The following is a 22,560-nucleotide window of genomic DNA, read 5'->3' as shown; positions in this document are numbered from 1 at the left end:
CGAAAACTCCGAACAACCCCGTCCGCTGAGGGACGAGGCTCCGGGGGAAATGGTGTCAGACCGCCCGCGGCCCCGGACTGCCGCCCGGCGCTGCCGCTCTGAAACCCGGACCCCGGCCCGGCGGCCGTCCGCGTGAGAGCGACGGCCGCCCCCCAACCCTACCGGCCAATCAGGTGTCCGATCAGTGCTCCGCCGACTCCTCGGGTGCGGAGGTGACGAGTTCGGTCAGTACCCCGTGGCAGTCCTTGGGGTGCAGGAAGGTGATCCGGGAGCCCATGGAGCCCTTGCGGGGCTCGTCGTAGAGCACCCGGACGCCCTTCTCGCGGATGTCCGCGGCGTCCTGGTCGACGTCGGCGGTGCCGAAGGCGAGGTGGTGCACCCCCTCGCCGTTCTTGGCCAGCCACTTGCCGACCGCCGAGTCCTCGCGGGTGGGCTCCAGGAGCTGGAGGTAGGAGGCACCCCCGTCGGAGGTCTCGTTGATCTTCAGCATGGCCTCCCGCACGCCCTGTTCCTCGTTGACCTCGGTGTGGAACACCTCGAAGCCGTAGGTGGAGCGGTAGAACTCGACGGTGGCGTCGAGGTCGTGGCAGGCGATTCCGATGTGGTCGATACGCGTCAGCATGGAGCCAGTGCAGCGCGCCCGGCCCGGTTACGCAACGTGCGCGCGATCACACCGTAAGCCCGGTGACCCCGGGGCGTACCGCTCAGTACATTGACGTAAACCCTCGTTCACTCCGCACCATTGATGCAAAGGGGCCCACGGCCATGACTGGAACCCAGAGCACCACCTCCGTGATCGTCGCCGGCGCGCGTACGCCCATGGGGCGGCTCCTCGGCTCGCTCAAGTCCTTCTCCGGCGCCGACCTCGGCTCGTTCGCGATCAAGGCCGCCCTGGACCGGGCCGGGATCGGCGGCGACCAGGTCCAGTACGTGATCATGGGCCAGGTGCTGACGGCCGGCGCCGGCCAGATCCCCGCCCGCCAGGCCGCCGTCAAGGCCGGCATCCCCATGAACGTGCCCGCGCTCACCATCAACAAGGTGTGCCTCTCGGGCCTGGACGCCATCGCCCTGGCCGACCAGCTGATCCGCGCCGGGGAGTTCGACGTGGTGGTCGCGGGCGGTCAGGAGTCCATGACCAACGCCCCGCACCTGCTGCCCAAGTCCCGCGAGGGCTACAAGTACGGCGCCGTCGAGATGCTCGACGCGATGGCCCACGACGGGCTCACCGACTCCTTCGAGAACATCGCGATGGGCGAGTCCACCGAGAAGCACAACACCCGCCTCGGCATCGCCCGCCCCGAACAGGACGAGATCGCCGCCCTCTCCCACCAGCGCGCCGCCGCCGCGCAGAAGAACGGCGTCTTCGAGGCCGAGATCACCCCGGTGGAGATCCCGCAGCGCAAGGGCGACGCGGTCGTCTTCGCCAAGGACGAGGGCATCCGCGCGGAGACCACCGCCGAGTCGCTCGGCAAGCTGCGCCCCGCCTTCGCCAAGGACGGCACCATCACCGCGGGCTCCTCCTCGCAGATCTCCGACGGCGCCGCCGCCGTGGTGGTCATGAGCAAGGCCAAGGCCGAGGAGCTGGGTCTGGAGTGGATCGCCGAGATCGGCGCCCACGGTAATGTCTCCGGCCCCGACAACTCCCTCCAGTCGCAGCCCTCCAACGCCATCGCGCACGCGCTGAAGAAGGACGGCCTGACCGTCGGGGACCTCGACGTCATCGAGATCAACGAGGCGTTCGCCGCCGTCGCCGTCCAGTCCATGAAGGACCTCGGGGTCACCTCCGACAAGGTCAACGTCAACGGCGGCGCCATCGCGCTCGGCCACCCCATCGGCATGTCCGGCGCCCGCCTCGTCCTCCACCTCGCGCTGGAGCTGAAGCGGCGCGGCGGCGGTACCGGCGCGGCCGCCCTGTGCGGCGGCGGCGGCCAGGGCGACGCCCTGATCGTCCGCGTCCCCAGGAGCTGAGCACCGGCGCGGCCCGGCCCCCGTGCGAGGGGCCGGGCCGCGCTTTTGATGGGATCTGATCCTCGTCGTACGTCGTCAGGTGAACGGAGCAGCCATGCAGGACGTCCCCGCCCTCGTCGCCCAGGCCAGACAGGGCAGGCCGCGGGCCGTGGCCCGGCTGATCTCGCTGGTCGAGGGGGCCTCGCCGCAACTACGGGACGTCATGGCCGCGCTCGCCCCGTTCACCGGCAACGCCTACGTGGTCGGGCTCACCGGCTCGCCCGGCGTCGGCAAGTCGACCACCACCTCGGCGCTGGTCAGCGCCTACCGGGCGGCCGGGAAGCGGGTGGCGGTGCTCGCCGTCGACCCGTCCTCGCCGTTCTCCGGGGGTGCCCTGCTCGGCGACCGCATCCGGATGTCCGACCACGCCTCCGACCCCGGGGTCTACATCCGCTCCATGGCCACCCGCGGCCATCTGGGAGGTCTCGCCTGGGCGGCCCCGCAGGCGATCCGGGTGCTGGACGCGGCCGGGTTCGACGTGGTCCTGGTGGAGACCGTCGGCGTCGGGCAGTCCGAGGTGGAGATCGCCGCCCAGGCCGACACCAGCGTGGTGCTGCTCGCACCCGGCATGGGCGACGGCGTCCAGGCCGCCAAGGCCGGGATCCTGGAGATCGGCGACCTCTACGTGGTCAACAAGGCCGACCGCGACGGGGCCGACGCCACGGCGCGCGAACTCAACCACATGCTCGGCCTCGGCGAGGCCCGCGCCGCGGGGGACTGGCGGCCGCCGATCGTGAAGACCGTGGCGGCCAAGGGGGTGGGCGTCGACGAGCTGGTCGGGGCGCTGGAGAAGCACCGGGGGTGGATGGAGGAGCGCGGGGTGCTCGGCGAGCGGCGGGCCGCGCGGGCCGCGCGCGAGATCGAGACGATCGCGGTGACCGCGCTCCGGTCGCGGATCGCGGATCTCGCCGGGGACGCGCGGACCGGGGTGCTGGCCGGGCGGGTGGCCGCCGGGGAGCTGTCGCCTTACGCCGCGGCGGACGCCCTGCTGGCGGCGGTCGCGCCGGGCACGGTCACCGGCGCCTGAGCACGCGGCGCCAGAGGTGTCCGCCACGCCGGCGCCGGCCGGTGATGGCGGGCGGCGAGGAGGCGAGGGCGCGGTGCAGGTCCGCGAGCCGCCGGGCCAGGTCCGGATGGCCGGGGAGCGAGGGAGAGGGGAGGGCGGCGCGGATCTCGGGGGAACCGGGCAGCCCGGCGCCGGCCGCGGTGGACAGGGCGTCCAGGTAGGCGCCGGTGCGGTCGGCCTCCCCGGGCCCGAGGAGGCCGGGCGGGGCCAGCAGGTTCCAGGCGAGCAGGCGGCGCAGGGCCAGCAGGGTCGGCCAGAGCTGGGCGGCGGTCCGGGTGGTGCGGATCTCCTCGGCGGGCACCGCGGCGTACATCGTCCACAGCGCGGCCAGCGCCTCCCATGCCTTCCCCAGGGACCGGGGATCGGCCGAGCCGGTGCGCAGCCGGTCCAGGAGCGCGGCAGCCGTCGCCGCGACGGCCCCCTGGACCGCCGCGCGCACCCGGCGGACGGGGATGCCCCGCACCAGGAGGGTGGTGGCCATCCCGAGGGCGAGGCCCAGGCTCACGTCGAGCAGACGGTACGTGGCGAGGTCGCCGAGGCCGGGTCTGCCCAGCGTGGCGGCGTCGGCGATCAGCAGGGCGACGGGGGTGCTCAGCATCGTCCGGACGAAGAGCGAGGAGCGGGGCAGGCCCCGGTACAGGGCGTGGCCGGCCGAGGCCAGGGCGACGGTCACCCAGACCCCGGGCTCGTAGGAGTGGAAGGCGGCAGCGGTCAGCCCGACGCCCAGGACGGTACCGGCCAGCCGCCATCCGGAACGCCAGGTCGGCCGGCGCCACGGGCCGCCCTGGAGCGCCGCCGCCGCGCCCACCGCCACCCAGGCCGGATGCAGGACCGGCACCAGGGCCGCGATGGTGGTGCCGCCCGCGACCGCGAGGCCCACCCGCAGCGCGACGGCCGGGAACGGCGACGAGGGCGCGTACAGCCGCCGCACCTCGTCGCCCGGTCTCCTGCGCGGTGGCAACGGCGCCGGCCACGGCGCGGTGGCCGCGCACGGCGCGGGTCCGCCCGGGGCGGCGGCCGGCCCGGGCCACGGGTCGGGGACGCGGCCCGCGCGCACCTGCCCCGCGGTGTCCAGCAGCAGGCGCGGCCACGGCCCCGGGACAGGGGCGCCGTCCTCGCAGAGGCTGTCCTCCACCACCTCGAGTACGCCTTCGAGGCGGGTCAGCAGCGTGTGCAGGGCGAGTCGCAAGGCGTCCGGTCCGCGGCGGCGCCACCCCGGCCGGGTCTCGTCCAGTGCCGTCCACGCCCGGTGGAGTGAGGCGCAGGCGCGCTGCCGGGCGTCGGCGAGCGGGCCGTCCGGCGGGCCCGGCCCGGCCCCGGCCGCCGCCCGGGCGAAGGCCGCGACGTCCTTCAGCGCGGTGGAGGCCGCCCGTTGCTCCGGCCGGTGGGGGGAGGTGAGCGTGCCGATCGTCCCGAACAGCCAGGCACAGGCGGCACCGAGTCCGACCAGGCCCGAGCGGACGGCGGCCTCGGCGGGGTCGGCCGGGGGCAGGAAGGCGCCGAGGGCGGCCACGAGGACGACGAAGTAGCCCCCGGGCCCGCTCAGGTCCAGCGTGTCGACGAAGAGGGTGGCGGCCACCGCCACCAGGGAGAGCACGGCCACCATCGCCCAGGTGTGCCCGGCCGCCAGCGAGGCGGCGAAGAAGGACAGCACGAACCCGCCGGTGAGCAGCGCCGTCAGCGTCGCCCGGCGCGGGTAGGGGTCGCGGTTGCCGTAGGCGTCGAGGTAGCAGCCCATCGCGGCGAAAGCGCCGTACTCCACGCCCGCCACCGCGGTGACGCTCCCGAAGGCGAGGGCGAAGGCGAGCAGGGCCCGGACGGCGCGCCCCCGGTCGAGCGAGGGTGGCCGGGGCAGCCGGCGCAGCGCGCGCCGGAGCGTGCCGTCCGGGCGAGGGGTCACCAGATGGCCTGGGCCAGCGCACCGCCCGCGAACGACAGGCCGAGCCCGAAGGCGACCGTGGCCAGCAGGTAGCCGCCGGCCCGGGCGAGGCGCCGGGCGTCCGTCAGGGCCAGCACCTCCTTGGAGAAGGTGGACCAGGTGGACAGGGCGCCGCAGAAGCCGGTGGACAGCAGGGCCTGCCCGGTCGCGCCGAGCGCGCCCTGGGTCCCGGCCTGGACGAGGAAGCCCAGGAGCAGGGCGGCGGCCATGTTGGCCAGGAAGGTGCCCCAGTGGAAGGAGGCGGGCAGACGGTCGCGGGCCGCCACGCCGATCAGGTAGCGGGCGGGCGCGCCGACGGCTCCGCCGGCCAGGACGAGGAACCACTCACCCATCAGGCACCGCCCTCGTGCCGGTTCTCCGCCACCGCGCCGGTGAGCACCAGGCGGGTCAGCGCCACCCCGAGGGCGATGCCCACCAGACAGGCGGCCACCGTCAGCAGCAGGTAGCCGACAGCGGTCAGCGGCTGGTCGTTCTCGATGAGCCGCCGTGCGTCGTCGGTGTACGAGGAGAAGGTGGTGAAACCGCCGAGCACCCCGGTGCCCAGCATCGGGTTGAGCAGCCGGGGGGCGCCGGTGAAGCGCTCCTTGAGGGCGACGGCGAGTACGCCCATGAGGAAGCAGCCCACGACGTTGACCAGCAGCGTCGTCCACGGGAAGGCGGCCGTGCCCTCGTGCCACAGCAGCGCGGCGTCGGAGCCGTTGCGCCAGATGCGGCCCGCGCCGTAGCGGAGGGCGGCCCCCACGGCCCCCCCGAGGGCGACCACGGCGACGACGGGGAGTTGTGAGCCGGGTGAGTGATCAGGGTGTGGATGGAGGTGCGTACCGCCCAAAAGGTGCATATGGTCACGCTATCCGGTGCTCCTCGTCTGGCTTCTTCGCCGTGCCCGGGGCACTGCGGGCGCACCCCGTTCGGCGTATTTCCGGCTCATCGAAGGAGAATCAGTGGCCTCACCGTCCGTGACGCCCGAGGCCGCTCCGGCCCCGACCGGCCTGAAGCCGTTCGGGCTCGGTTCTCTGCGCGGCGTGGGGCAGGTGGACTTCCAGCCCAGCGTGTGGACCTCGCTGCTGATCCTGGCCGCCCTGTGGGTGGAGAGCTGGGAGATGGGCCTGTTCGCGACGATCGGCGCGGTGGTCTCGACGCTCACCGCCCAGTTCCTGAACGTCCACCACGACACCGTCACCCAGGGCCTGATGTCCTACTGCGGTGTCCTGGGCGCCATCGCGATCGTGGTCTACCTGGGGAACCACCCGTCCAGCTACGTCCTGGCCGTCGTCGCCGCCGTCATGTGCACCCTGGTCACCGCGACCCTCGGCCGCCTGCTGGCCCCCTTCGGGCTGAAGGCGTTCACCGGGCCCTTCTGCTTCGTGGCGCTCGTCATGGTCCTGGGGGCGCCGTCCTTCGAGCGGGTCTGGCACGGTACTCCGGCGACGGCGATCACCCCGGCCGTCCCCAAGAGCCCCGTCGTGAGCTGGACCGACCTGTGGCAGGGCTTCTTCGCCAACTTCTCGCAGATCTTCTTCGCCGGCACCTGGTACGTGGGCCTGATCATGCTGGTCGGCCTCTTCCTCGCGGGCTGGAAAGTCGGGATCTTCGCCGTGATCGGCAGCGTCGTCGGTCTGCTCACCGCGTGGGCCCTCGGCGCCCCCGCGGCCCTGATCGGCGAGGGGATCTACGGCTACAACGCCGTCCTCACCAGCCTCGCCTTCGGCGTGGTCCTGCTGCGGTCCACCCCGTGGAACCACCTCTACACCGTGGTGGCCGCCGCTGCCAGCACCGGCCTGACGGCCTCCTTGTCGGTGCTCTTCAAGGTCTTCGGCAGCCACACCTTCACCTGGCCTTTCAACATCACCACCTGGGCGCTGCTGGCGGCGGTGCCGCTGCTGCCGCGGATCACCCTGATCGCCGACGACAAGTCCTGAGCCCCCGCACACCGTGCGGCACGTCCATCGAGGAAGGCAGCCATGAACCTTGCACCCCGGGAAATCGACAAGCTCCTCATCTACGTCGTGGCCGACCTGGCCCACAAGCGCCGCGAACGTGGGCTGAAGCTCAACTACAGCGAGTCCGTGGCGCTGATCACCGAAGCCATCCTGGAGGGGGCCCGCGACGGCAAGAGCGTCGCCGACTGCATGGAGCTGGGCCGGCACGTGGTCGACGAGGACGGCACCATGCCGGGAGTGCGCGAGATGCTTCCGCTGCTCCAGGTGGAGGCCACCTTCGACGACGGCAACAAGCTCGTCTCCTGCCACGACCCCATCGGCGGCTGAGATGACCGACCGGGTGATCGCGGTCGGCGGTCACGAGAGCGACGGGGCGGCCGCCCTGGCCGGCGTGCTGGGACCCGAGGTCACCCGCGTGGGCGGCGGGCGGGAGCTGGTCCGCGAGGTCCGCTCCGCTCGGGCCGCCGGGGAACGGGTCTGCGTGGTGCCGATGACCCTCGGACGGGATCCCTCCCTCGTCGCCGACGCCGCCCGCACCCTGCTCGCCCTCGACGCGGGAGAGCGGGCCGGCACCCTGCTGGCCGAGCCGTTCGGCACCACCGCTCACCTCGTCGGCTGGCTGCGCACGCTGGCCAACCGGGTCCCCGACGACCGGGCCCTGCTGGTCACCGCCCCCTCGGGCGACCCGTTCAGCGACGCCGACCTCTTCCGCACCGCCCGCCTGGTGGGCCAGTACGGGCGGCACCGCGTCGTCGAGGTCGCCCTGCTCGGCGGCGCTCCGGACCTGGCGGAGGGCGTGTGGCGCTGCCGTGCGCTCGGCGCGCCGGGCGCCGTCGTGCTGCCGGCCGCCTGGGCGGTGCCGGAGCCGGCGGGCGTGGCGCACGCCGAGTACGGCGGGCCGCTGCTGTCGGCGTCCGCCGCCGCCGGGGTGCTCGCCTCGCGGGTCCGCCAGGCACGGGAGCGGTACGAGCGCTCCGGCGACGACGGAGTGGACCGCGCCCTGGCCGCGGACCACGACCACGGTCACGCCCACAGCCACGGCCCGGACGACCACGGGCACGGCCACAGCCATGGCCACGGTCACGCCCACAGCCACGGCCCGGACGACCACGGGCACGGCCACAGCCATGGCCACGGTCACGCCCACAGCCACGCCCACGGCCACGGGCACAGCCACGGGCACGGGCACGGGCACGGCCACAGTCACTCCCACGGTGCCGACGACGGCCACGGCCACGGCCCGGACGGCGGTGGCGACCACCACCGGGCACTGTCCCCCGCACCGAGGACGGCGGGGGAGTCCCCCGTCGAGCATCAGGGATCCGCTCCCGACCTCGTCCCCTCACACAGGAGTCCGCGATGACGCTTCCCCCGCGCTACCAGTACGCCGACGAACCGATCGAGATCAACGCCGGTCGCCCCACCCTGAAGGTCACCGTCCGCAACACCGGTGACCGCGCGGTCCAGGTGGGCTCCGACTACCACTTCTTCGAGGCCAACTCCGCGCTGGACTTCGACCGCGACGCCACGATCGGCATGCACCTCAACATCGCCGCCGGCACCGCCGTCCGCTTCGAGCCCGGCGGCACCCACGAGGTCGAACTGTGCACCTACGCCGGCACCGGCCGGCTGCACGGCTTCAGCGGCCTGCTCAACGGCAGCGTCCGCTCGCAGACCGCCTGCGCGGAGGCGGTGAGCCGGGCCGAGCGGCTGGGCTTCCTCGGCGCCCGCGCCGACGGCCGGCAGATCAACGCCGGGCCCACCGGCCACAAGGGCGCGGACTCGGACAAGAGCGAGGCCAAGAAGAACAAGAAGGGATCCCACTGACATGCCGACCCTCTCCCGCAAGCAGTACGCCGACCTCTTCGGCCCCACCGTGGGCGACAGGTTCCGGCTCGCCGACACCAATCTCGTCGTAGAGGTCGAGAAGGACGTGCGCGAGGGCTCGTACGGGGACGAGGTGGTGTACGGCGGCGGCAAGACGATGCGCGACGGCATGTCCTCCGACCCCCAGGCCACCGCCGCCCAGGGCGCCCTGGACCTGGTCATCACCAACGCCGTGGTCATGGACCCGGTGCTCGGCGTGATCAAGTGCGACATCGGCGTCAAGGACGGGTTCATCGCGGGCATCGGCAAGGCCGGCAACCCGCAGACCCAGGACGGCGTGCACCCGCGCCTGGTCGTCGGCACGGGCACCGAGGTCATCGCCGGGGAGCACCTGATCGCCACCGCCGGGGCGATGGACTCCCACGTCCACCTCATCTCGCCGCAACAGTGCGAGCAGGCCCTCAGCAACGGCATCACCACGCTCTTCGGCGGCGGCACCGGCCCCACCGACGGCACCAACGGCACGACCTGCACCCCGGGCCCCTTCAACCTGGCCCGCATCCTTCAGTCCGCCGAGGACCTGCCGGTCAACCTCGGTGTCATGGCCAAGGGCAACGGCAGCCGCCCCGAGGCCCTCGACGAACAGATCGTGGCCGGCGCCGCCGCGCTCAAGGTCCACGAGGACTGGGGCTCGACGCCCGCGGTCATCGACAACTCGCTCTCCGTCGCCGACCGGCACGACGTCCAGGTGGCCATCCACACGGACACCCTCAACGAGGGCGGCTTCTTCGAGGACACCCGCTCGGCGATCAACGGCCGGACCATCCACACCTTCCACAGCGAAGGGGCGGGCGGCGGCCACGCGCCGGACATCCTGCGCGTCACCGGCGAGCCGAACATGCTCCCCTCCTCCACCAACCCGACGCTGCCGTACACGAAGAACTCCGTGGACGAGCTGCTCGACATGGTGATGGTCTGCCACCACCTCAGCCACGACATCCCCGAGGACGTCGCCTTCGCCGACAGCCGGGTGCGTGCCGAGACGATCGCCGCCGAGACCGTCCTGCACGACCGGGGCATCATCAGCATCGTCTCCTCCGACTCCCAGGCGATGGGCCGCGTCGGCGAGTCCGTGACCCGCTCCTTCCAGATCGCGCACGTGTGCAAGGAGGCGTTCGGGCCGCTGCCCGAGGACTCCGCGCGCAACGACAACGAGCGGGTGCTGCGCTACCTGGCCAAGGTCACCATCAACCCCGCCATCGCCTGCGGCATCTCCGACCACGTCGGCTCGCTGGAGACCGGCAAGCTCGCCGACATCGTCCTGTGGCCCATGCACTCCTTCGGGGCCAAGCCGAAGATGGTCATCAAGGGCGGCATCATCTCCTGGACCCAGATGGGCGACCCCAACGCCTCGCTGCCCACCCCGCAGCCGGTCTACTACCGGCCCTCGTTCGGCCAGTACGGCAAGGCGATGCAGGCCACCCACGTCACCTTCATGTCGCAGGCCGGGATCGCGGCCGGGGTGCCCGAGAGGCTCGGTCTGGAACGCAGGGTGCTGCCCGTCAGCAAGACCCGCACCATCGGCAAGCACTCGATGGTCCGCAACGACACCCTGCCGAAGATCGAGGTGGACCCCGAGACGTACAAGGTCACGGTGGACGGCGAGGTCGTGACCATCGACCCGGCCCAGAAGCTGCCGCTCAACCAGCTCTTCTTCCTGGCCTGAGCGCGTGTACCGCGACGAGAGTGCTGAGGGAGCCGGTTCCGCCCGCGGCCCGGGGACGCCGGTGACGGCCCTGGGCCACCTGCTGACCAGCCTCCAGCTCACCGACTCGGCGTTCCCCAGCGGCTTCTACACGCTGTCCCACAGCCTGGAGGGGTTCGCGCAGGCCGGCGCGGTCGACCGCGCATCCCTCCCGGTCCTCCTGAACGACCTGCTGCGCCACGGCGTCGGCCCCTGCGACGCCACGGCGCTGGCTCTGGCCCACCGGGCCGCGACGGCGGGGGACTGGGAGGCGGTGACCGCCGTGGACCAGCGGCTGAACGCCACCAAGCTCAACCGCGAGATGCGCAGCGCGGCGACCCGCACCGGGCGCCAACTGCTCGACCTGGCCGCCGAGGTCTTCCAGAAGCCGGGGATCGACCGCTACCACCGCGAGGTGGAGGCGCGCCGGGCGCCGGGGACCCAGGCGGTCGCCGCCGGAGTCGTCTACGCGGCCACGGGGGTTCCCGTCCGGCAGGCGGTCGCCGCCGACCTGTTCGCGTTCTGCGCGAGCTTCGCCGGCGCGGCGCTGCGGCTGCGGCTGACCGACCACCGCCTGGCCCAGGTCCTGCTGCGGCGGACCGCCCCGGTCATCGAGGAGACCACCGACCGGGCACTCGCCCGCGGTCTCGGCGACCTCGGGGCCACCACCTTCGCGGCGGACGTCATGTCCGCCCGCCACGAGCGGGCCGAGGCCCGGCTCTTCGCAAGCTGAACCGGCCCTGCCGGTACCAGAGAGGAAGCACCATGCGCGACAACGTCCTGCGGGTCGGGATCGGCGGACCCGTCGGTTCCGGGAAGACCGCCCTCATCGAGGCGATCGTCCCGATCCTCATCGACCAGGGGCGCCGGCCCGGGGTCATCACCAACGACATCTACACCCAGGAGGACGCCCAGCACATCCGGCGCACCCTCGACGGACTCCTGGACGGCGACCGCATCGTGGGTGTCGAGACCGGGGCCTGCCCGCACACCGCCGTGCGCGACGATCCGACGATGAACCTGGCCGCCGGTGCCGAGATGCTGGAGCGCCACCCCGACATCGACATCCTCCTGTACGAGAGCGGCGGCGACAACCTCACCCTCACCTTCAGCCCGGCCCTGGTCGATCTCTTCATCTTCGTCCTGGACACCGCCGAGGGCGAGAAGATGCCCCGCAAGCGCGGGCCGGGCATCACCGACTCCGACCTGCTGGTCATCAACAAGATCGACATCGCCCAGTACGTGCGCACCGACATCAACGTCATGGAGTCGGACGCCCACCGGGTGCGCGGCGAGGGGCCGGTGCAGCTCACCGACTGCCTCTCCGGCAAGGGCGTGGACGAGGTCGTCGCGTACCTGGAGTCCCGGCGCACGGTACTGGTGTGACGTGAGGGCCGTCCGCGACCGGCTCGCCCCCGAGCACTACGAAATCGCCGTCCTCCCCGCGGAGGTCTCGGCTCTCGCCTCCCGGCCCGACACGCTCGGGCCGGGCTCTCCCGCCAAGGTCGGCGTCCTCGACCTGGAGTTCGCCCTGCGCGGCGACCGTACGGAACTGGTCGGCCGCTACCAGAAGACGCCGTTGCAGATCATGCGGCCGCTCTACGTCGACCCGGCCGTCCCCGGCATGGCCTTCACCTATGTGATGGCCACCGGGGGCGGCGTCGCCCAGGCCGACCGCTACCGCCAGGACCTGGTGTGCGGCCCGGGGACCCAGGCCCTGTTCACGACCCAGGCCGCCACCAAGGTCTACCGGATGGAGCACGACTACGCGACGCAGCGGGTCCACCTGACCGCGGGTGAGGGCGCCTACGTCGAGTACCTCCCCGACGCCGTCATCCCCTTCGCCGGGTCCCGCTTCCACCAGAGCTCGGTGGTGACCGCCGACGAGACGGCCACGGTCGTCTACGCCGAGACGGTCACCGGCGGGCGCCTGGCGCGGGGCGAACGGCACGAGTACACCGTGTTCACCAGCGACCTGGAGATCCGGCGTCCGGACGGCACGCTGCTGGCCGTGGACACCATGAGGCTGCGTCCCGAGGACGTCGGCGGGGTGACCGGGCCCGGGGTGTTCGCCGGGCACGACCACGTCGCCTCGGTCCACGTGGTCAGCACCCGGCGGCCCGCCCAGGAGATCGCCGACACCCTGCACCGGTCGCTGGCGGACGCCGACGTGCTGCACGGCACCAGCGTCCTGCCCGAGGCGTGCGGGGCCTGGACCCGGATCCTCGGCCACGAGCAGCCGTGCGTCACGGCGGCGGTCCACACGGCCTGGGACGCGGTGCGCCGCCTGCTCCTCGGCCATCCCGCCCCCGACCTGCGTAAACAGTAGGTCCCGTCGATCAGGAGACCTTGTCCATGATCACCGCCCCCGCGCCCATGCCGCCGGCCTACGACTCGGGCGACACCGCCTGGATGTTGGCCGCCGCGGCGATGGTGTTGCTGATGACACCGGCTCTCGCCTTCTTCTACGGGGGCATGGTCAGGACCAAGCACGTCCTGGTGATGCTCAAGATGAGCTTCGCCTCGCTGTGCTTCGTGACCATCCTCTGGTTCCTCATCGGGTACTCGCTCGCCTTCGGCCCGGACGTCGGGGGCCTCGGGCTGATCGGCAACCTCGACCACGTCCTCATGTGGGACATCGAGCCGAACACCCTGACCGGCTCCTTCCCGACGTACATCTACGCCACCTTCCAGATGGGCTTCGCCATCGTCACGGTGGCGCTGATCAGCGGGGCGATCGCCGGCCGGGCGACCATGCGGGGGTGGCTGGTCTTCTCGGCCCTGTGGCTGCTGCTCGTGTACGTGCCGCTCGCCCACTGGGTCTTCGACACCGACAGCGGGTGGATCACGCACCACCTGGGCGCGCTCGACTTCGCCGGCGGTCTGCCGGTGGAGATGAACTCCGGGATCGCCGGGCTGGCCGCGGCCCTGGTCGTCCGGGGCCCCCGGGACTTCCGGCGACAGGAGCCGCGTCCCAACAACATCCCGCTGGTCATGATCGGTGTGGCGCTGCTGTGGTTCGGCTGGCTGGCCTTCAACGCCGGCTCCGCCGTCCGCGACACCGGCACCGCCGCGACCGCGTTCATCAACACCCAGCTCGGCGCGGCCGGTGCGATGGTCACCTGGCCGCTGGTGGAGTACTGGCGCACCCGCAAGGTGACCATGACGGGGGTCGGCTCCGCGGCGGTGGCCGGGATGGTCGCCATCACCCCGGCCTGTGGTGAGGTCGACCCCGTCGGCGCGCTGATCACCGGTCTGGTCGCCGGCCTGGTCTGCGCCTTCGCCATCACCCTGAAGTACCGCATCAACGTCGACGACACCCTCGACGTCGTCGGCGTGCACGGCGCCGGCGGCCTGGTCGGCCTGCTCATGGTCGGCTTCTTCGCCACCGAGGGCGTCGCCGGCAAGGAGGGCGTCTTCTACGGGGGCGGTGGTTCGCTGCTGTGGCGCCAGGTCGTCGCCATCCTCGCGGTCGCCGCCTACTCCTTCGTGGTCACCTGGCTCATCGCCAAGGTGGTGGACGTGGTCGTCGGCTTCTCCGACAAGGAGGCGTACCGCTCGGTGCCGGGCGCGGACGAGGAGCGGGCCTACGACATCCGTACCGCCGAGCAGGTGGACGCCCTGACCGGAACCGGCGGGCGGGGCGGTCTCGACGAGCGCACGCTCACCGAGATCCGCCGGCTCCTGCGCGACAACCGCGAGGGCTGAACAGCACCGCCGAACGGCCCGTGCCGCCCGGTTCACCACCGGTCGGCACGGGCCGTTCGGCGTCCCCGGCGCCGTGGCGGGCCGGGGCGCCGTCTACTCGATGGTGCTCGGCGTGGGGGCGGGGGTCCGTCCCGCCTGGACCTCCTCGAGCCGGTGGGCGCCCTGCTGCACCGCGTTCTTCGTGGTGGAGGGGTCCGCTCCGTCCACGCCGCCGTTCATGACGGTGAAGGCGTCCGTGCCCATCCGCACGGCGGCGACGTCCAGGCTGAGCGTGACCGGCTGGCCGTCACTGTCCCCCTTCACCCGCACCGACAACCCCTGCCGGGCTTCGCCCACCTTGGGCAGCGACGCCTCGACCACCTCGACGGACCGCTTGCCGCCGCCCTCGCCGGTGAGGGTGAACGTGTCACAGGACTCGGGGAGCGTGCCGAGCCACTTCATCGACTTCTGAAGGTCCGTGCTGTCGTAGGCACCGACCTGGTAGAGCAGCCGCTGCTCGCCCTGCTGGAAACCGGCGAGCGCGGACGGCCCCGAGGGCTTGCCGAGGAGCGTGTCGTCGTACAGGGCGTCCACCAGGCCCTGGCACTCCTTGGCGTCGCTCTTGCCGGTGAGGAACTCGGCGGCGTCCACCTGGCCGAGGAGCAGGGAGTCCCGCCAGGACCCCGGGTCCTTGGCCTTGCTCCACTGCTCCTCGATGTCGGCCTCGGTGATCAGCGCCTCGCGGGCGCTCTTGTCCGTCAGTGTCGCCGAGGGGGACGGGGACGGGGAGTCCTCGGCCTGGCGCACCGGGGCGGCGCTCTGGCGGGCGGCCGGGGCGCTCTGGCCGCCGGAGCAGGCGGCGGTGGCCAGCAGCGTGCCGGTGGCCACGACGGCGGTCAGGAGACGGGGCGCGGTGCGCCCGACGCGTGCCCCGACGGGCCGGGCCGGGGCGGGGGGAACTGAGCCGGGGAACGGCGGCAGGGGCGGGCGGTGCGTCTTCATGGGGGCCTCTCCGGGGTGCCAGGTCGCCACCCGGTGACCGGTGCCCCGGGCGCCCCCTCCGCGGTCCCCATCGCACCACCGTCCGGCCCCGCCGACCAGCGGGGCGCGGCCGGACGGGGCAAGCGCGCGCGGTCAGGTGGACGCCGCCGCGAGGTCCTCGTGCAGCCGCGCCATCACCTCTCCCATCTCGGTCAGCCCGGGGGAGGGCGAGGTGGCGGCCGAGGCCGCGTCGCGCAGCCACCGGCTCGTCGCGAGCCCGAGGCTCCGCGCCCCCTCGACATCGTGGTCGAAGAGCTGCCGGTCGAGACGGGAGGAGAGGTCGCTGAGGGTCTCGGCGCTGGTGGCGGGCGGCAGCACGCCGCGCAACTCCTCGGGGAGGCCGTGCCCGGCCCGGAAGTCGCGGACCGCCGTGACGACGGCCGGGTCGTCGGTGTACCGCTCCAGACCGTCCACCAGCACCAGGAGGCGGGCCGTTAGCCGGGGCAGACCCGGGTGCCCGTCCAGCCACTCCAGGAGCCCGCGTTCGCCGCCGAGGTGGTTGGAGAGGAGGTTCAGCCGCTCCAGGGCGCGGGAGGGTAGGGACCAGCGCAGCGGGAGGGTCTTGGCGACCTCCTCGGCCAGCCGGGCCTCGTCGGCGGTGTCCAGCCCGCCTTCCACGAAACCGAGCACCAGGGGGCCCTCCAGGCCGAAGGCGATCGGCTCGCCCGCCCGCTCGGCGTCGTGCGAGGCGCCCGAGCGTCGGCGCAGCAGGTTCTCCGCGAACTTCCCCAATGGCGTCTTGTCCACGACTTCCTCCCGGTAGCCCCCTCGATGCCTCCCCGGGGGCCGGTCCGTGGACCCGTCGGGGGCGGAGCCGACCGTGGCTTCGGCGCGCCGGGGCCGACCGCGCTCCCCACTGTGCCGCCGGGCGCGCCGGTCCGCGCGCCCGGTGGGCCGCCTGGGTGGCCGCTCACCCCTCGCGGGAGGCGCGCGGGGCGTCCAGCGGCACCGTCCAGTCGGTCTCGCCGACCTCGACCTCCCAGCGCCCGTCGTCGAACTCGACCGAGGTCACCGCCCCGTCGACGGCGTCCACGGCGTCCCGGGCGGACACCTTGGCGCCCTTGACGGCCGCGAGCTCCGCCGCCGCGTCGTCCTCGTCCCGGTCGGTCTCGGCCCGCAGGACCTTCCCGCTGGTGGAGTCCACGTCGATCTCGTGGACCGTGCTGCCGCCGGTGGCGACCTCGACCTCCCAGCGGGCGTCCCCGTCGTCGTCGAGGTCGGCGGAGAGCACGGTCCCGGAGGTGTGCTTCAGCGCCGCCGCGATGGCCTGAGCGGCCGTGACGTTCCCCGGGCCGGCGGCGGCACCCTTGTCGTCGCGGTCGTCGCGGTCGTCGCGGTCGTCGTCCTGGTCGTCGTCGCGGTCGGCCGTGGCGGTCGGCCCCTGCTCGGAGACGAGACCGACGCGGTCGGCGGAGGCGGCGGTGGCGGGTGCCTCGTCGCCGGAGCTGACGGCGACCGCGGCCGCGCCCCCACCGATCACGGCGACGGCGGTGAGGGCGGCGATGACGGCGTTGCGCTTCATGGTGGTTCCTCCCGTAAGGCAGTGGTCTGCGGTACGGACAACACTGTGCCGAAGGGAGGCTGAAGCCCCGCTGAAGGAGGCTGAAGAAGGCTTCAGGCAGGCTCTGGGAGGCTTGGCGTATGCGCCTGTTGATCGTGGAGGACGAGAAGCGGCTGGCCCTGTCCCTGGCGAAGGGGCTGACCGCCGAGGGGTACGCCGTGGACGTCGTCCACGACGGGCTGGAAGGACTGCACCGGGCCAGCGAGAGCCCGTACGACCTGCTGGTCCTGGACATCATGCTGCCCGGCATGAACGGCTACCGGGTCTGCGCCGCCCTGCGCGCCGCCGGGAACGAGGTGCCGATCCTGATGCTGACCGCCAAGGACGGCGAGTACGACGAGGCCGAGGGGCTCGACACGGGTGCCGACGACTACCTGACCAAGCCCTTCAGCTACGTGGTGCTGGTCGCCCGGGTGCGGGCCCTGCTGCGGCGCCGGGCCGGGGCCGGCGCCTCCCCGGTGCACACCGTCGGGGGGCTGCGCGTGGACACCGCGGCCCGCCGGGTGCAGCGCGACGGCGAGGAGGTCGCGCTGACCGCCAAGGAGTTCGCCGTGCTGGAGCAACTGGTGCTCCGGGCCGGTCAGGTGGTCTCCAAGTCCGACATCCTGGAGCACGTCTGGGACTTCGCCTACGACGGCGACCCCAACATCGTCGAGGTCTACGTCAGTGCCCTGCGCCGCAAGCTCGGCGCCCAGGCCATCCGCACGGTGCGCGGCATGGGGTACCGCCTGGAGGCGGGCCGGTGAAGCGGCTCTTCGGTTCGGTACGGGCCCGGGCGACCATCGGCGCGACCCTCGTGGTGGCGGTGGCGCTCGTCGCCGCGGGCACCGCCGTGCTGCTGTCGCTGCGCTCCAACCTCATCCAGGAGGCCGCGGCCCAGGCCGACGCCACGGCCCGTCAGGTCGCCTCGAAGGTGGCGGCGCGCACCGCCTACGAGGACCTGGACCTGCCCGACGACGAGGACCGTCCGGTCCAGGTGGTCGACTCCAAGGGCCGCCTGCTGGCCGTCAGCGACGACCTGGAGCGGATCAGCGGGACGGGCACCGGGGCGGTCCACCCCGACCCCGGGGCGCTGCGCGAGCCGGGCGGCGGGGGCGACGACGAGGACGACGACGGGGACCGGCTGGAGGCGGGGGAGATCTCCGACGAGGTCGAGCGCGGCGAGGGCACCGCCACCGTCGACGGGCACACCGCCGACTACCGCTTCTCGGCGGTCGAGGTGGAGAACGACGACGACCGCCTCACCGTCTGGGCGGGTGCCCCGCTCGCCGCCGAACAGGGTGCGGTGAGCACCGCGCAGACGGTCATGCTGATCGGCCTGCCCCTGCTGCTCGTGGTGGTCGCCGGGGTCACCTGGGGCGTGACCGGGCGCGCCCTCAAGCCGGTGGAGGGCATCCGCCGAGAGATGGCCGCGATCACCGCGTCGGAGGACCTCGGGCGGCGGGTCCCCGAACCGGCCACGCACGACGAGATCGCCCGGCTGGCCCGCGCCACCAACGCCACCCTCACCGCGCTCCAGGCGTCCGTCGAGCGTCAGCGCAGCTTCGTCGCCGACGCCTCGCACGAACTGCGCAGCCCCATCGCCTCGCTCCGCACCCAGCTCGAGGTCGGCCTCGCCCACCCCGAACTGCTGGACGTGGCGGGCGCCGTGGAGGACACCGTACGGCTCCAGGCGCTCGCCGCCGACCTGCTGCTGCTGGCCAGGCTGGACGCGGGGGAGCGGCCCACCGGCGGGCGGCTCGACCTCGGGGCGCTGGTCCGCGAGGAGGTCTCCCAGCGGGCCGGTGACCGGCTGCCGGTCACCGTGCACGGCGGGGCCGCCGTGGAGGTGGCCGGGTCGCGCGGCCAGCTGGCGCGGGTGGTCGGCAACCTCGTCGACAACGCCCAGCGGCACGGCACCTCCCGGGTCGAGGTACGGGTACGGGCCGACGGGCCGGAGGCGGTCGTCTCGGTCGCGGACGACGGCGCGGGGGTGCCCGGACCGGAGCGGGAGCGGATCTTCGAGCGGTTCGTCCGTCTGGACGACGCGCGCAGCCGCGACGACGGCGGCGCCGGTCTCGGCCTCGCCATCGCCCGCGACGTGGCCGCCCGGCACGGCGGCACCCTGCACGTCCGCGAGGCCCCCGAGGGCGGCGCCCTGTTCGAGCTCCGGCTGCCGCTGGTGTCCTCGTAGCCGCGTCAGGCGCGGCCGGCGCCGGGGCGGTGGTGCCGCAGGGCGCCGGCCGGGCAGCGTTCGACCGTCTCCGGCAGACCGGCCGCGGGGGCGTCACGGGCCCGGAGCCACCGCCCGCGCCCGGCGGGGAAGGCGGGCCGGCCGCGCACACACCGGGCCGCCGGCGGCCGGCGGCACACCTCGTGGCCGACGACGATGCCGTCGCCCTCCAGGGACCGGGTCGCCGGGGCGGGGAGCCGGGCCGGGCCCGGGCGGGCGGCGGGCTCGGAAGTCACGGCCTTCCCCGGTCGGCGGCCCGGCTCCGCTCGCTGTGGAGCAGGTCCCGGTAGGCGGGGTGGCGGGAGATCCACCCGGCGTAGAACGGGCAGGCCGCGAGGACGGCGGCGCCCTGCGCGCGGGCCTCGTCCAGCGAGCGGCGCACCAGGACACCGCCGACCCCGCGCCTCTCGTACTCCGGCTCCACCTCGGTGTGGAGGAAGGCGATGAGCCCGGTCGTGCGGAGGTACCGGGCGGTGCCCACGAGCCTGTCCCCGACACGGGCCTCGTAGCGGTTCGCGGTGGTGTCGTCCCGGACGTCGACGGTCTGCGGGGCGGTGGTGGGCGGCTCACTCACGGCACGGTCCTCCACGGGCTCACGGCGGACCGGCTGGTCCGCCCGGCACCAGCGTGGCCCGGGCGCGCCGGGCCCGCGACCGGGAACCGGCCCGCCCCGGGTCAGCTCCGGGCGGGCCGGCCGCGCAGGTGCTCGGCGACGGGGGTGAGCGCCCGGCTCAGCTCGGCCAGCGCCTCGGGGGAGAGGTGGTCCATGAAGTGGCGGCGGACGGAGGCCACGTGGTGCGGGGCGACCTCCTCCATGGTGCGGGCGCCGGTCTCGGTGAGGACGGCGAAGAGGCCGCGCCGGTCGGACTCGCAGTGCTCGCGGCGGACGTGGCCGGCCTTCTCCATCCGGGTGATCTGGTGCGAGAGGCGGCTCTTGGACTGCCGGGTGGCCTCGGCGAGGTCACTCATCCGCAGCCGCTGCCCCTCGGCCTCGGAGAGGTTGACGAGGATCTCGTAGTCGTTGTTGGTCAGGCCGAACGGCTGGAGGTCCTTCTCCAGCTCGTGCATCAGCAGGCGGCTGACATCCAGGTGGGTGCGCCAGACGCACTGCTCCGTCTCGCTGAGCCAGCGCGTCGCCGTTTCGGTCTCCATAGGGGGATTCTACCTAAAAAGTTGAAAGATCAACGAATGAGGGTGGCGAGGGGTGCATCGCGGCCCGGGAGGCGAGCAGGCGTTCGACGTCACACTCCGCAAGGTACCGCTCACCGAGCGGAGACCTCGTCGCGGCCGCCGGATGCCGCACGCCACACCCCTCCCCTCACCGGCCGGGCGGCACCCCGGCCTCGCCGGGCACCGCTCCCGTCGCCCGGTCGTCCAGCAGTTTCTCGGTCGACTGGAGCAGTACCGTCCCGGCCCCGCTGAACTCGAACTGGTGCTCCTCCCCGGAGGCCCCGCCGAGCCCGGTCAGTGACCGGACCCCGCCGAGGACCCCGCGCAGATAACCGTGATCGTAGTGGTGGTACGGCGACGGGCAGTCCGCCCAGCCCACCAGCGCCTGCGGGTCCACCCGCAGCGGCGGCTCCATGAAGACCACCGGGCCGTTCGAGGCGGCCACGAACTTCCCGGTGCCGATCAGCGTGAGGAAGCCGGGGATGATCGACTGCTTCAGCGAGAGGCTCGGCTCGAAGGCGAGCAGGTTGCCCGAACGGACCGTCAGGTTGCCGTCGTCCAGGTCGAAGGAGTTCACGTCGAAGGCCCGGTCGGCCAGCAGCATCTTCCCCGTCCCCTCGGCCACCACCCAGTCCGCGGCGTGCATCGGCGAGTGGAACGCGGAGCGCACCAGGGCGTCCAGCGGTCCGTACCCGACACCGTTGAAGGACATCTGCCCGTAGTAGGCGATCATCCTGCCCTTCTGGAGGAACCAGCGGCCGCCCGCCAGTTCCACACAGAAGGTGTACGGGTTGACGTTGTCGTCACCCGGCAGGGTGGCGGGGTCGAAGACCCCCGGCCCCCTCCCGCCGGCCGTCGCGAACGCGCTCACAGCTTCTCCTCCGACGCCTGCACCAGCACCGCACCGCTCCCCGACAGCTCCAGCTGGAACGCCTCGCCCGAGCCCCGGCCGACCAGCTCCCGCCAGCCGATCGCGGTCGTCAGTCTGTTCCGTACGTCCCCGTGGTGGGCGACGTACGCCTGCGGGTCGACGTGCACCGGCCGCCCGGGCGCGATCTCCACCTCGACCACGCCGCCGTGCGCCATCACCGCCACCGCGCCGTGCCCGGTCAGCGCCGTGGTGAACAGGCCCTGTCCGGAGACCTGGCCGCGCACCATGCCCCTCACCCCGCCCTGCGAGCCGAGGAAGACGGTCTGCTGGCGCAGGCTCCCCTCGAAGCAGAGCAGGCGGTCCGACTCGACGTACAGCGTGTCCCCCGACAGCTCCACCACCTGGACGTGGTGGCCGCCGTGGCCGAAGAGGACCGTGCCGCTGCCCTCCACCGTCATCAGCGGGGCCGCCTCGTTCGCCACCCGGCGGCCGATCATCGACATGACGCCGCCCTGGCCGCTCCCGATGTCCGGGGTGAAGGAGACCTCGCCCCGGTAGGCGAGCATCGCGCCGCGCTGGCTGTACAGCCGGGTGCCCGGCACCACCGTCGCCTCGATCATCTTGTGGTTCACCTCGCGGAACCCCATCAGAGGTCACCCCCGAACGTCGCCCGCTCGCTCGGCTGCACGTACACCACGCCCTCGCCCTCGAACCGCAGCTGGAACGCCTCGCCGCCGCCCTCCCCGAACAGCGTCCGCGCCCCCGCCCCGCTCTGCAGACTCCGCCGTACCCCGCCCTGGTGCGCGATGTACGCCCCCGGGTCGACGGTCAGCGGGTACGCGCCGCTCACCCGCAGCGCCACCACCGGGCCGGCCGACATCACCGCCGCCTGCCCGGTGCCCTCCACGGTCGTGGTGAACAGCCCGTTCCCCTGCGCGGCGCCCCCCAGCCCCGTGAAGGAGGTGCCGGTGCGCAGCCCGCCGTCGGTGCAGAGCAGGTTGTCCGCCTCCACGTGCAGGGTCTCGCCGGAGAGGTGGACCAGGCTGACGTCCCGGGCGCTGTCCGCGAACCAGACGGTCCCCTCGCCCCTCACCTCCATGACCTCCATCTGCTCGCCGGTGAGGCGCCGGGTCACCATGCCGCGCAGGCCGTTGCCGCCTCCCGTGAGCCTCTTGAACGTCATCCGCCCGTCGTAGGCGACCATCGACCCGTTCTTCGCCCGGACCGTGTCGCCGGTCAGGCGGGCCACCAGCATCGCGCTGCCTTGCAGTCGGAACTCAGCCACGCCCCGACCGTAACCGTCCGGCGCCCCCGCGCACAGGCCGCACGACTCCGCCGCCCCGCCCGGGGCCCCCTGGTTCAAGAGCGGGCAAAGGAAGCTGCCACAATGGCACCGGAGCTTGTGCACGCGTTCACAAGATCGTCCCGCGGGCTCCGTCCGTCCGGCCCGTTCCGTCCGTGCTCTGCCCGGCCCCCGACCTCGAAGGTTGCCCCC

26 protein-coding genes are annotated in these 22,560 nt (G+C 73.3%); 13 read left to right on the top strand and 13 right to left on the bottom strand.

Annotated features, from left to right (window positions below; all coding sequences use genetic code 11):
* Positions 1–181 precede the first annotated feature (181 nt).
* Positions 182–622, bottom strand: coding sequence for a methylmalonyl-CoA epimerase (gene mce, locus Sdia_RS25680; protein WP_100454958.1), 441 nt, complete (start codon positions 620–622; stop codon positions 182–184).
* Between the two features lie 143 nt (positions 623–765).
* Between mce and Sdia_RS25675 the strand changes: the two genes are divergently transcribed.
* Positions 766–1,968 (top strand): acetyl-CoA C-acetyltransferase, encoded by a 1,203-nt coding sequence (locus Sdia_RS25675; RefSeq protein ID WP_100454960.1) that lies wholly within the window; start codon positions 766–768, stop codon positions 1,966–1,968.
* A gap of 94 nt (positions 1,969–2,062) precedes the next feature.
* Entirely contained in the window at positions 2,063–3,034 is a 972-nt protein-coding gene (gene meaB, locus Sdia_RS25670) for a methylmalonyl Co-A mutase-associated GTPase MeaB (RefSeq protein ID WP_100454962.1), read from the top strand.
* Here meaB and Sdia_RS25665 read toward each other — a convergent pair.
* The 3 genes from Sdia_RS25665 to Sdia_RS25655 are packed head-to-tail and all read right to left on the bottom strand — an operon-like array spanning position 3,021 to position 5,850.
* On the bottom strand, positions 3,021–4,973 hold the full coding sequence (locus Sdia_RS25665) for an FUSC family protein (RefSeq protein ID WP_229830080.1): 1,953 nt from the start codon (positions 4,971–4,973) through the stop codon (positions 3,021–3,023). The two genes, meaB and Sdia_RS25665, sit on opposite strands and share 14 nt — an antisense overlap.
* A complete protein-coding gene (locus tag Sdia_RS25660) occupies positions 4,970–5,344 on the bottom strand; it encodes a fluoride efflux transporter FluC (protein WP_100454964.1) in 375 nt (124 codons plus the stop codon). Before Sdia_RS25660 ends, Sdia_RS25665 begins: the two co-directional genes overlap by 4 nt.
* The gene (locus tag Sdia_RS25655) at positions 5,344–5,850 is read right to left on the bottom strand and encodes a fluoride efflux transporter FluC (protein WP_100454965.1); all 507 of its coding nucleotides are present in this window, start codon (positions 5,848–5,850) and stop codon (positions 5,344–5,346) included. Before Sdia_RS25655 ends, Sdia_RS25660 begins: the two co-directional genes overlap by 1 nt.
* Positions 5,851–5,953: 103 nt before the next feature.
* On the opposite strand from Sdia_RS25655, the gene Sdia_RS25650 reads away from it, so the two are divergent.
* The 9 genes from Sdia_RS25650 to Sdia_RS25610 are packed head-to-tail and all read left to right on the top strand — an operon-like array spanning position 5,954 to position 14,231.
* Positions 5,954–6,931 (top strand): urea transporter, encoded by a 978-nt coding sequence (locus Sdia_RS25650; RefSeq protein ID WP_229830079.1) that lies wholly within the window; start codon positions 5,954–5,956, stop codon positions 6,929–6,931.
* Positions 6,932–6,973: 42 nt separating this feature from the next.
* On the top strand, positions 6,974–7,279 hold the full coding sequence (locus tag Sdia_RS25645; protein WP_100454968.1) for an urease subunit gamma: 306 nt from the start codon (positions 6,974–6,976) through the stop codon (positions 7,277–7,279).
* Position 7,280: 1 nt separating this feature from the next.
* The gene (locus Sdia_RS25640) at positions 7,281–8,315 is read left to right on the top strand and encodes a sirohydrochlorin chelatase (protein WP_189499766.1); all 1,035 of its coding nucleotides are present in this window, start codon (positions 7,281–7,283) and stop codon (positions 8,313–8,315) included.
* Entirely contained in the window at positions 8,312–8,779 is a 468-nt protein-coding gene (locus tag Sdia_RS25635) for an urease subunit beta (RefSeq protein ID WP_100454973.1), read from the top strand. The genes Sdia_RS25640 and Sdia_RS25635 overlap by 4 nt, the downstream gene beginning before the upstream one ends.
* Before the next feature lies 1 nt (position 8,780).
* Positions 8,781–10,505, top strand: a complete 1,725-nt coding sequence (ureC, locus tag Sdia_RS25630) for an urease subunit alpha (RefSeq protein WP_100454974.1) — start codon at positions 8,781–8,783, stop codon at positions 10,503–10,505.
* A gap of 4 nt (positions 10,506–10,509) precedes the next feature.
* Complete coding sequence (locus Sdia_RS25625) at positions 10,510–11,256, top strand: urease accessory protein UreF (protein ID WP_189399981.1); 747 nt, start codon at positions 10,510–10,512, stop codon at positions 11,254–11,256.
* Positions 11,257–11,288: 32 nt separating this feature from the next.
* Positions 11,289–11,909: an urease accessory protein UreG gene (gene ureG, locus Sdia_RS25620; RefSeq protein WP_115068061.1), complete on the top strand. Its 621-nt coding sequence runs from the start codon at positions 11,289–11,291 to the stop codon at positions 11,907–11,909.
* Position 11,910: 1 nt separating this feature from the next.
* Entirely contained in the window at positions 11,911–12,852 is a 942-nt protein-coding gene (locus Sdia_RS25615; protein ID WP_115068062.1) for an urease accessory protein UreD, read from the top strand.
* A 26-nt stretch (positions 12,853–12,878) separates the two neighbouring features.
* Complete coding sequence (locus Sdia_RS25610; RefSeq protein WP_100454982.1) at positions 12,879–14,231, top strand: ammonium transporter; 1,353 nt, start codon at positions 12,879–12,881, stop codon at positions 14,229–14,231.
* 93 nt (positions 14,232–14,324) lie between these two features.
* On the opposite strand, the gene Sdia_RS25605 is transcribed toward Sdia_RS25610, so the two are convergent.
* The 3 genes from Sdia_RS25605 to Sdia_RS25595 all read right to left on the bottom strand — a co-directional run bounded on the left by Sdia_RS25605 (position 14,325) and on the right by Sdia_RS25595 (position 16,773).
* The gene (locus tag Sdia_RS25605) at positions 14,325–15,212 is read right to left on the bottom strand and encodes a hypothetical protein (RefSeq protein ID WP_229830076.1); all 888 of its coding nucleotides are present in this window, start codon (positions 15,210–15,212) and stop codon (positions 14,325–14,327) included.
* Between the two features lie 132 nt (positions 15,213–15,344).
* On the bottom strand, positions 15,345–15,998 hold the full coding sequence (locus Sdia_RS25600) for a hypothetical protein (protein WP_229830075.1): 654 nt from the start codon (positions 15,996–15,998) through the stop codon (positions 15,345–15,347).
* 163 nt (positions 15,999–16,161) lie between these two features.
* Entirely contained in the window at positions 16,162–16,773 is a 612-nt protein-coding gene (locus Sdia_RS25595; protein WP_189499765.1) for a PepSY domain-containing protein, read from the bottom strand.
* Between the two features lie 119 nt (positions 16,774–16,892).
* Between Sdia_RS25595 and Sdia_RS25590 the strand changes: the two genes are divergently transcribed.
* A complete protein-coding gene (locus Sdia_RS25590; RefSeq protein ID WP_100454986.1) occupies positions 16,893–17,558 on the top strand; it encodes a response regulator transcription factor in 666 nt (221 codons plus the stop codon).
* The gene (locus Sdia_RS25585) at positions 17,555–18,985 is read left to right on the top strand and encodes a sensor histidine kinase (RefSeq protein ID WP_185393424.1); all 1,431 of its coding nucleotides are present in this window, start codon (positions 17,555–17,557) and stop codon (positions 18,983–18,985) included. Before Sdia_RS25590 ends, Sdia_RS25585 begins: the two co-directional genes overlap by 4 nt.
* A gap of 5 nt (positions 18,986–18,990) precedes the next feature.
* Here Sdia_RS25585 and Sdia_RS25580 read toward each other — a convergent pair whose 3' ends face one another.
* The 6 genes from Sdia_RS25580 to Sdia_RS25555 form a co-directional block, all read right to left on the bottom strand.
* A complete protein-coding gene (locus tag Sdia_RS25580) occupies positions 18,991–19,260 on the bottom strand; it encodes a ferredoxin family protein (protein ID WP_100454991.1) in 270 nt (89 codons plus the stop codon).
* Positions 19,257–19,598 (bottom strand): GNAT family N-acetyltransferase, encoded by a 342-nt coding sequence (locus Sdia_RS25575; protein WP_100454992.1) that lies wholly within the window; start codon positions 19,596–19,598, stop codon positions 19,257–19,259. The genes Sdia_RS25580 and Sdia_RS25575 overlap by 4 nt, the downstream gene beginning before the upstream one ends.
* Before the next feature lie 101 nt (positions 19,599–19,699).
* Complete coding sequence (locus Sdia_RS25570; protein ID WP_100454993.1) at positions 19,700–20,176, bottom strand: MarR family winged helix-turn-helix transcriptional regulator; 477 nt, start codon at positions 20,174–20,176, stop codon at positions 19,700–19,702.
* Positions 20,177–20,342: 166 nt separating this feature from the next.
* Positions 20,343–21,065: an AIM24 family protein gene (locus Sdia_RS25565; protein ID WP_100454994.1), complete on the bottom strand. Its 723-nt coding sequence runs from the start codon at positions 21,063–21,065 to the stop codon at positions 20,343–20,345.
* Positions 21,062–21,712 (bottom strand): AIM24 family protein, encoded by a 651-nt coding sequence (locus Sdia_RS25560; protein WP_100454995.1) that lies wholly within the window; start codon positions 21,710–21,712, stop codon positions 21,062–21,064. Before Sdia_RS25560 ends, Sdia_RS25565 begins: the two co-directional genes overlap by 4 nt.
* A complete protein-coding gene (locus Sdia_RS25555) occupies positions 21,712–22,320 on the bottom strand; it encodes an AIM24 family protein (RefSeq protein ID WP_100455138.1) in 609 nt (202 codons plus the stop codon). The genes Sdia_RS25560 and Sdia_RS25555 overlap by 1 nt, the downstream gene beginning before the upstream one ends.
* Positions 22,321–22,560: the final 240 nt, after the last annotated feature.

It is taken from the genome of Streptomyces diastaticus subsp. diastaticus (assembly GCF_011170125.1).
In the GTDB taxonomy this organism is placed as follows: Bacteria; Actinomycetota; Actinomycetes; order Streptomycetales; family Streptomycetaceae; genus Streptomyces; species Streptomyces diastaticus.
Note: the sequence above shows the minus strand (reverse complement) of the source record. Positions and strands in the feature narration are given on the sequence as shown.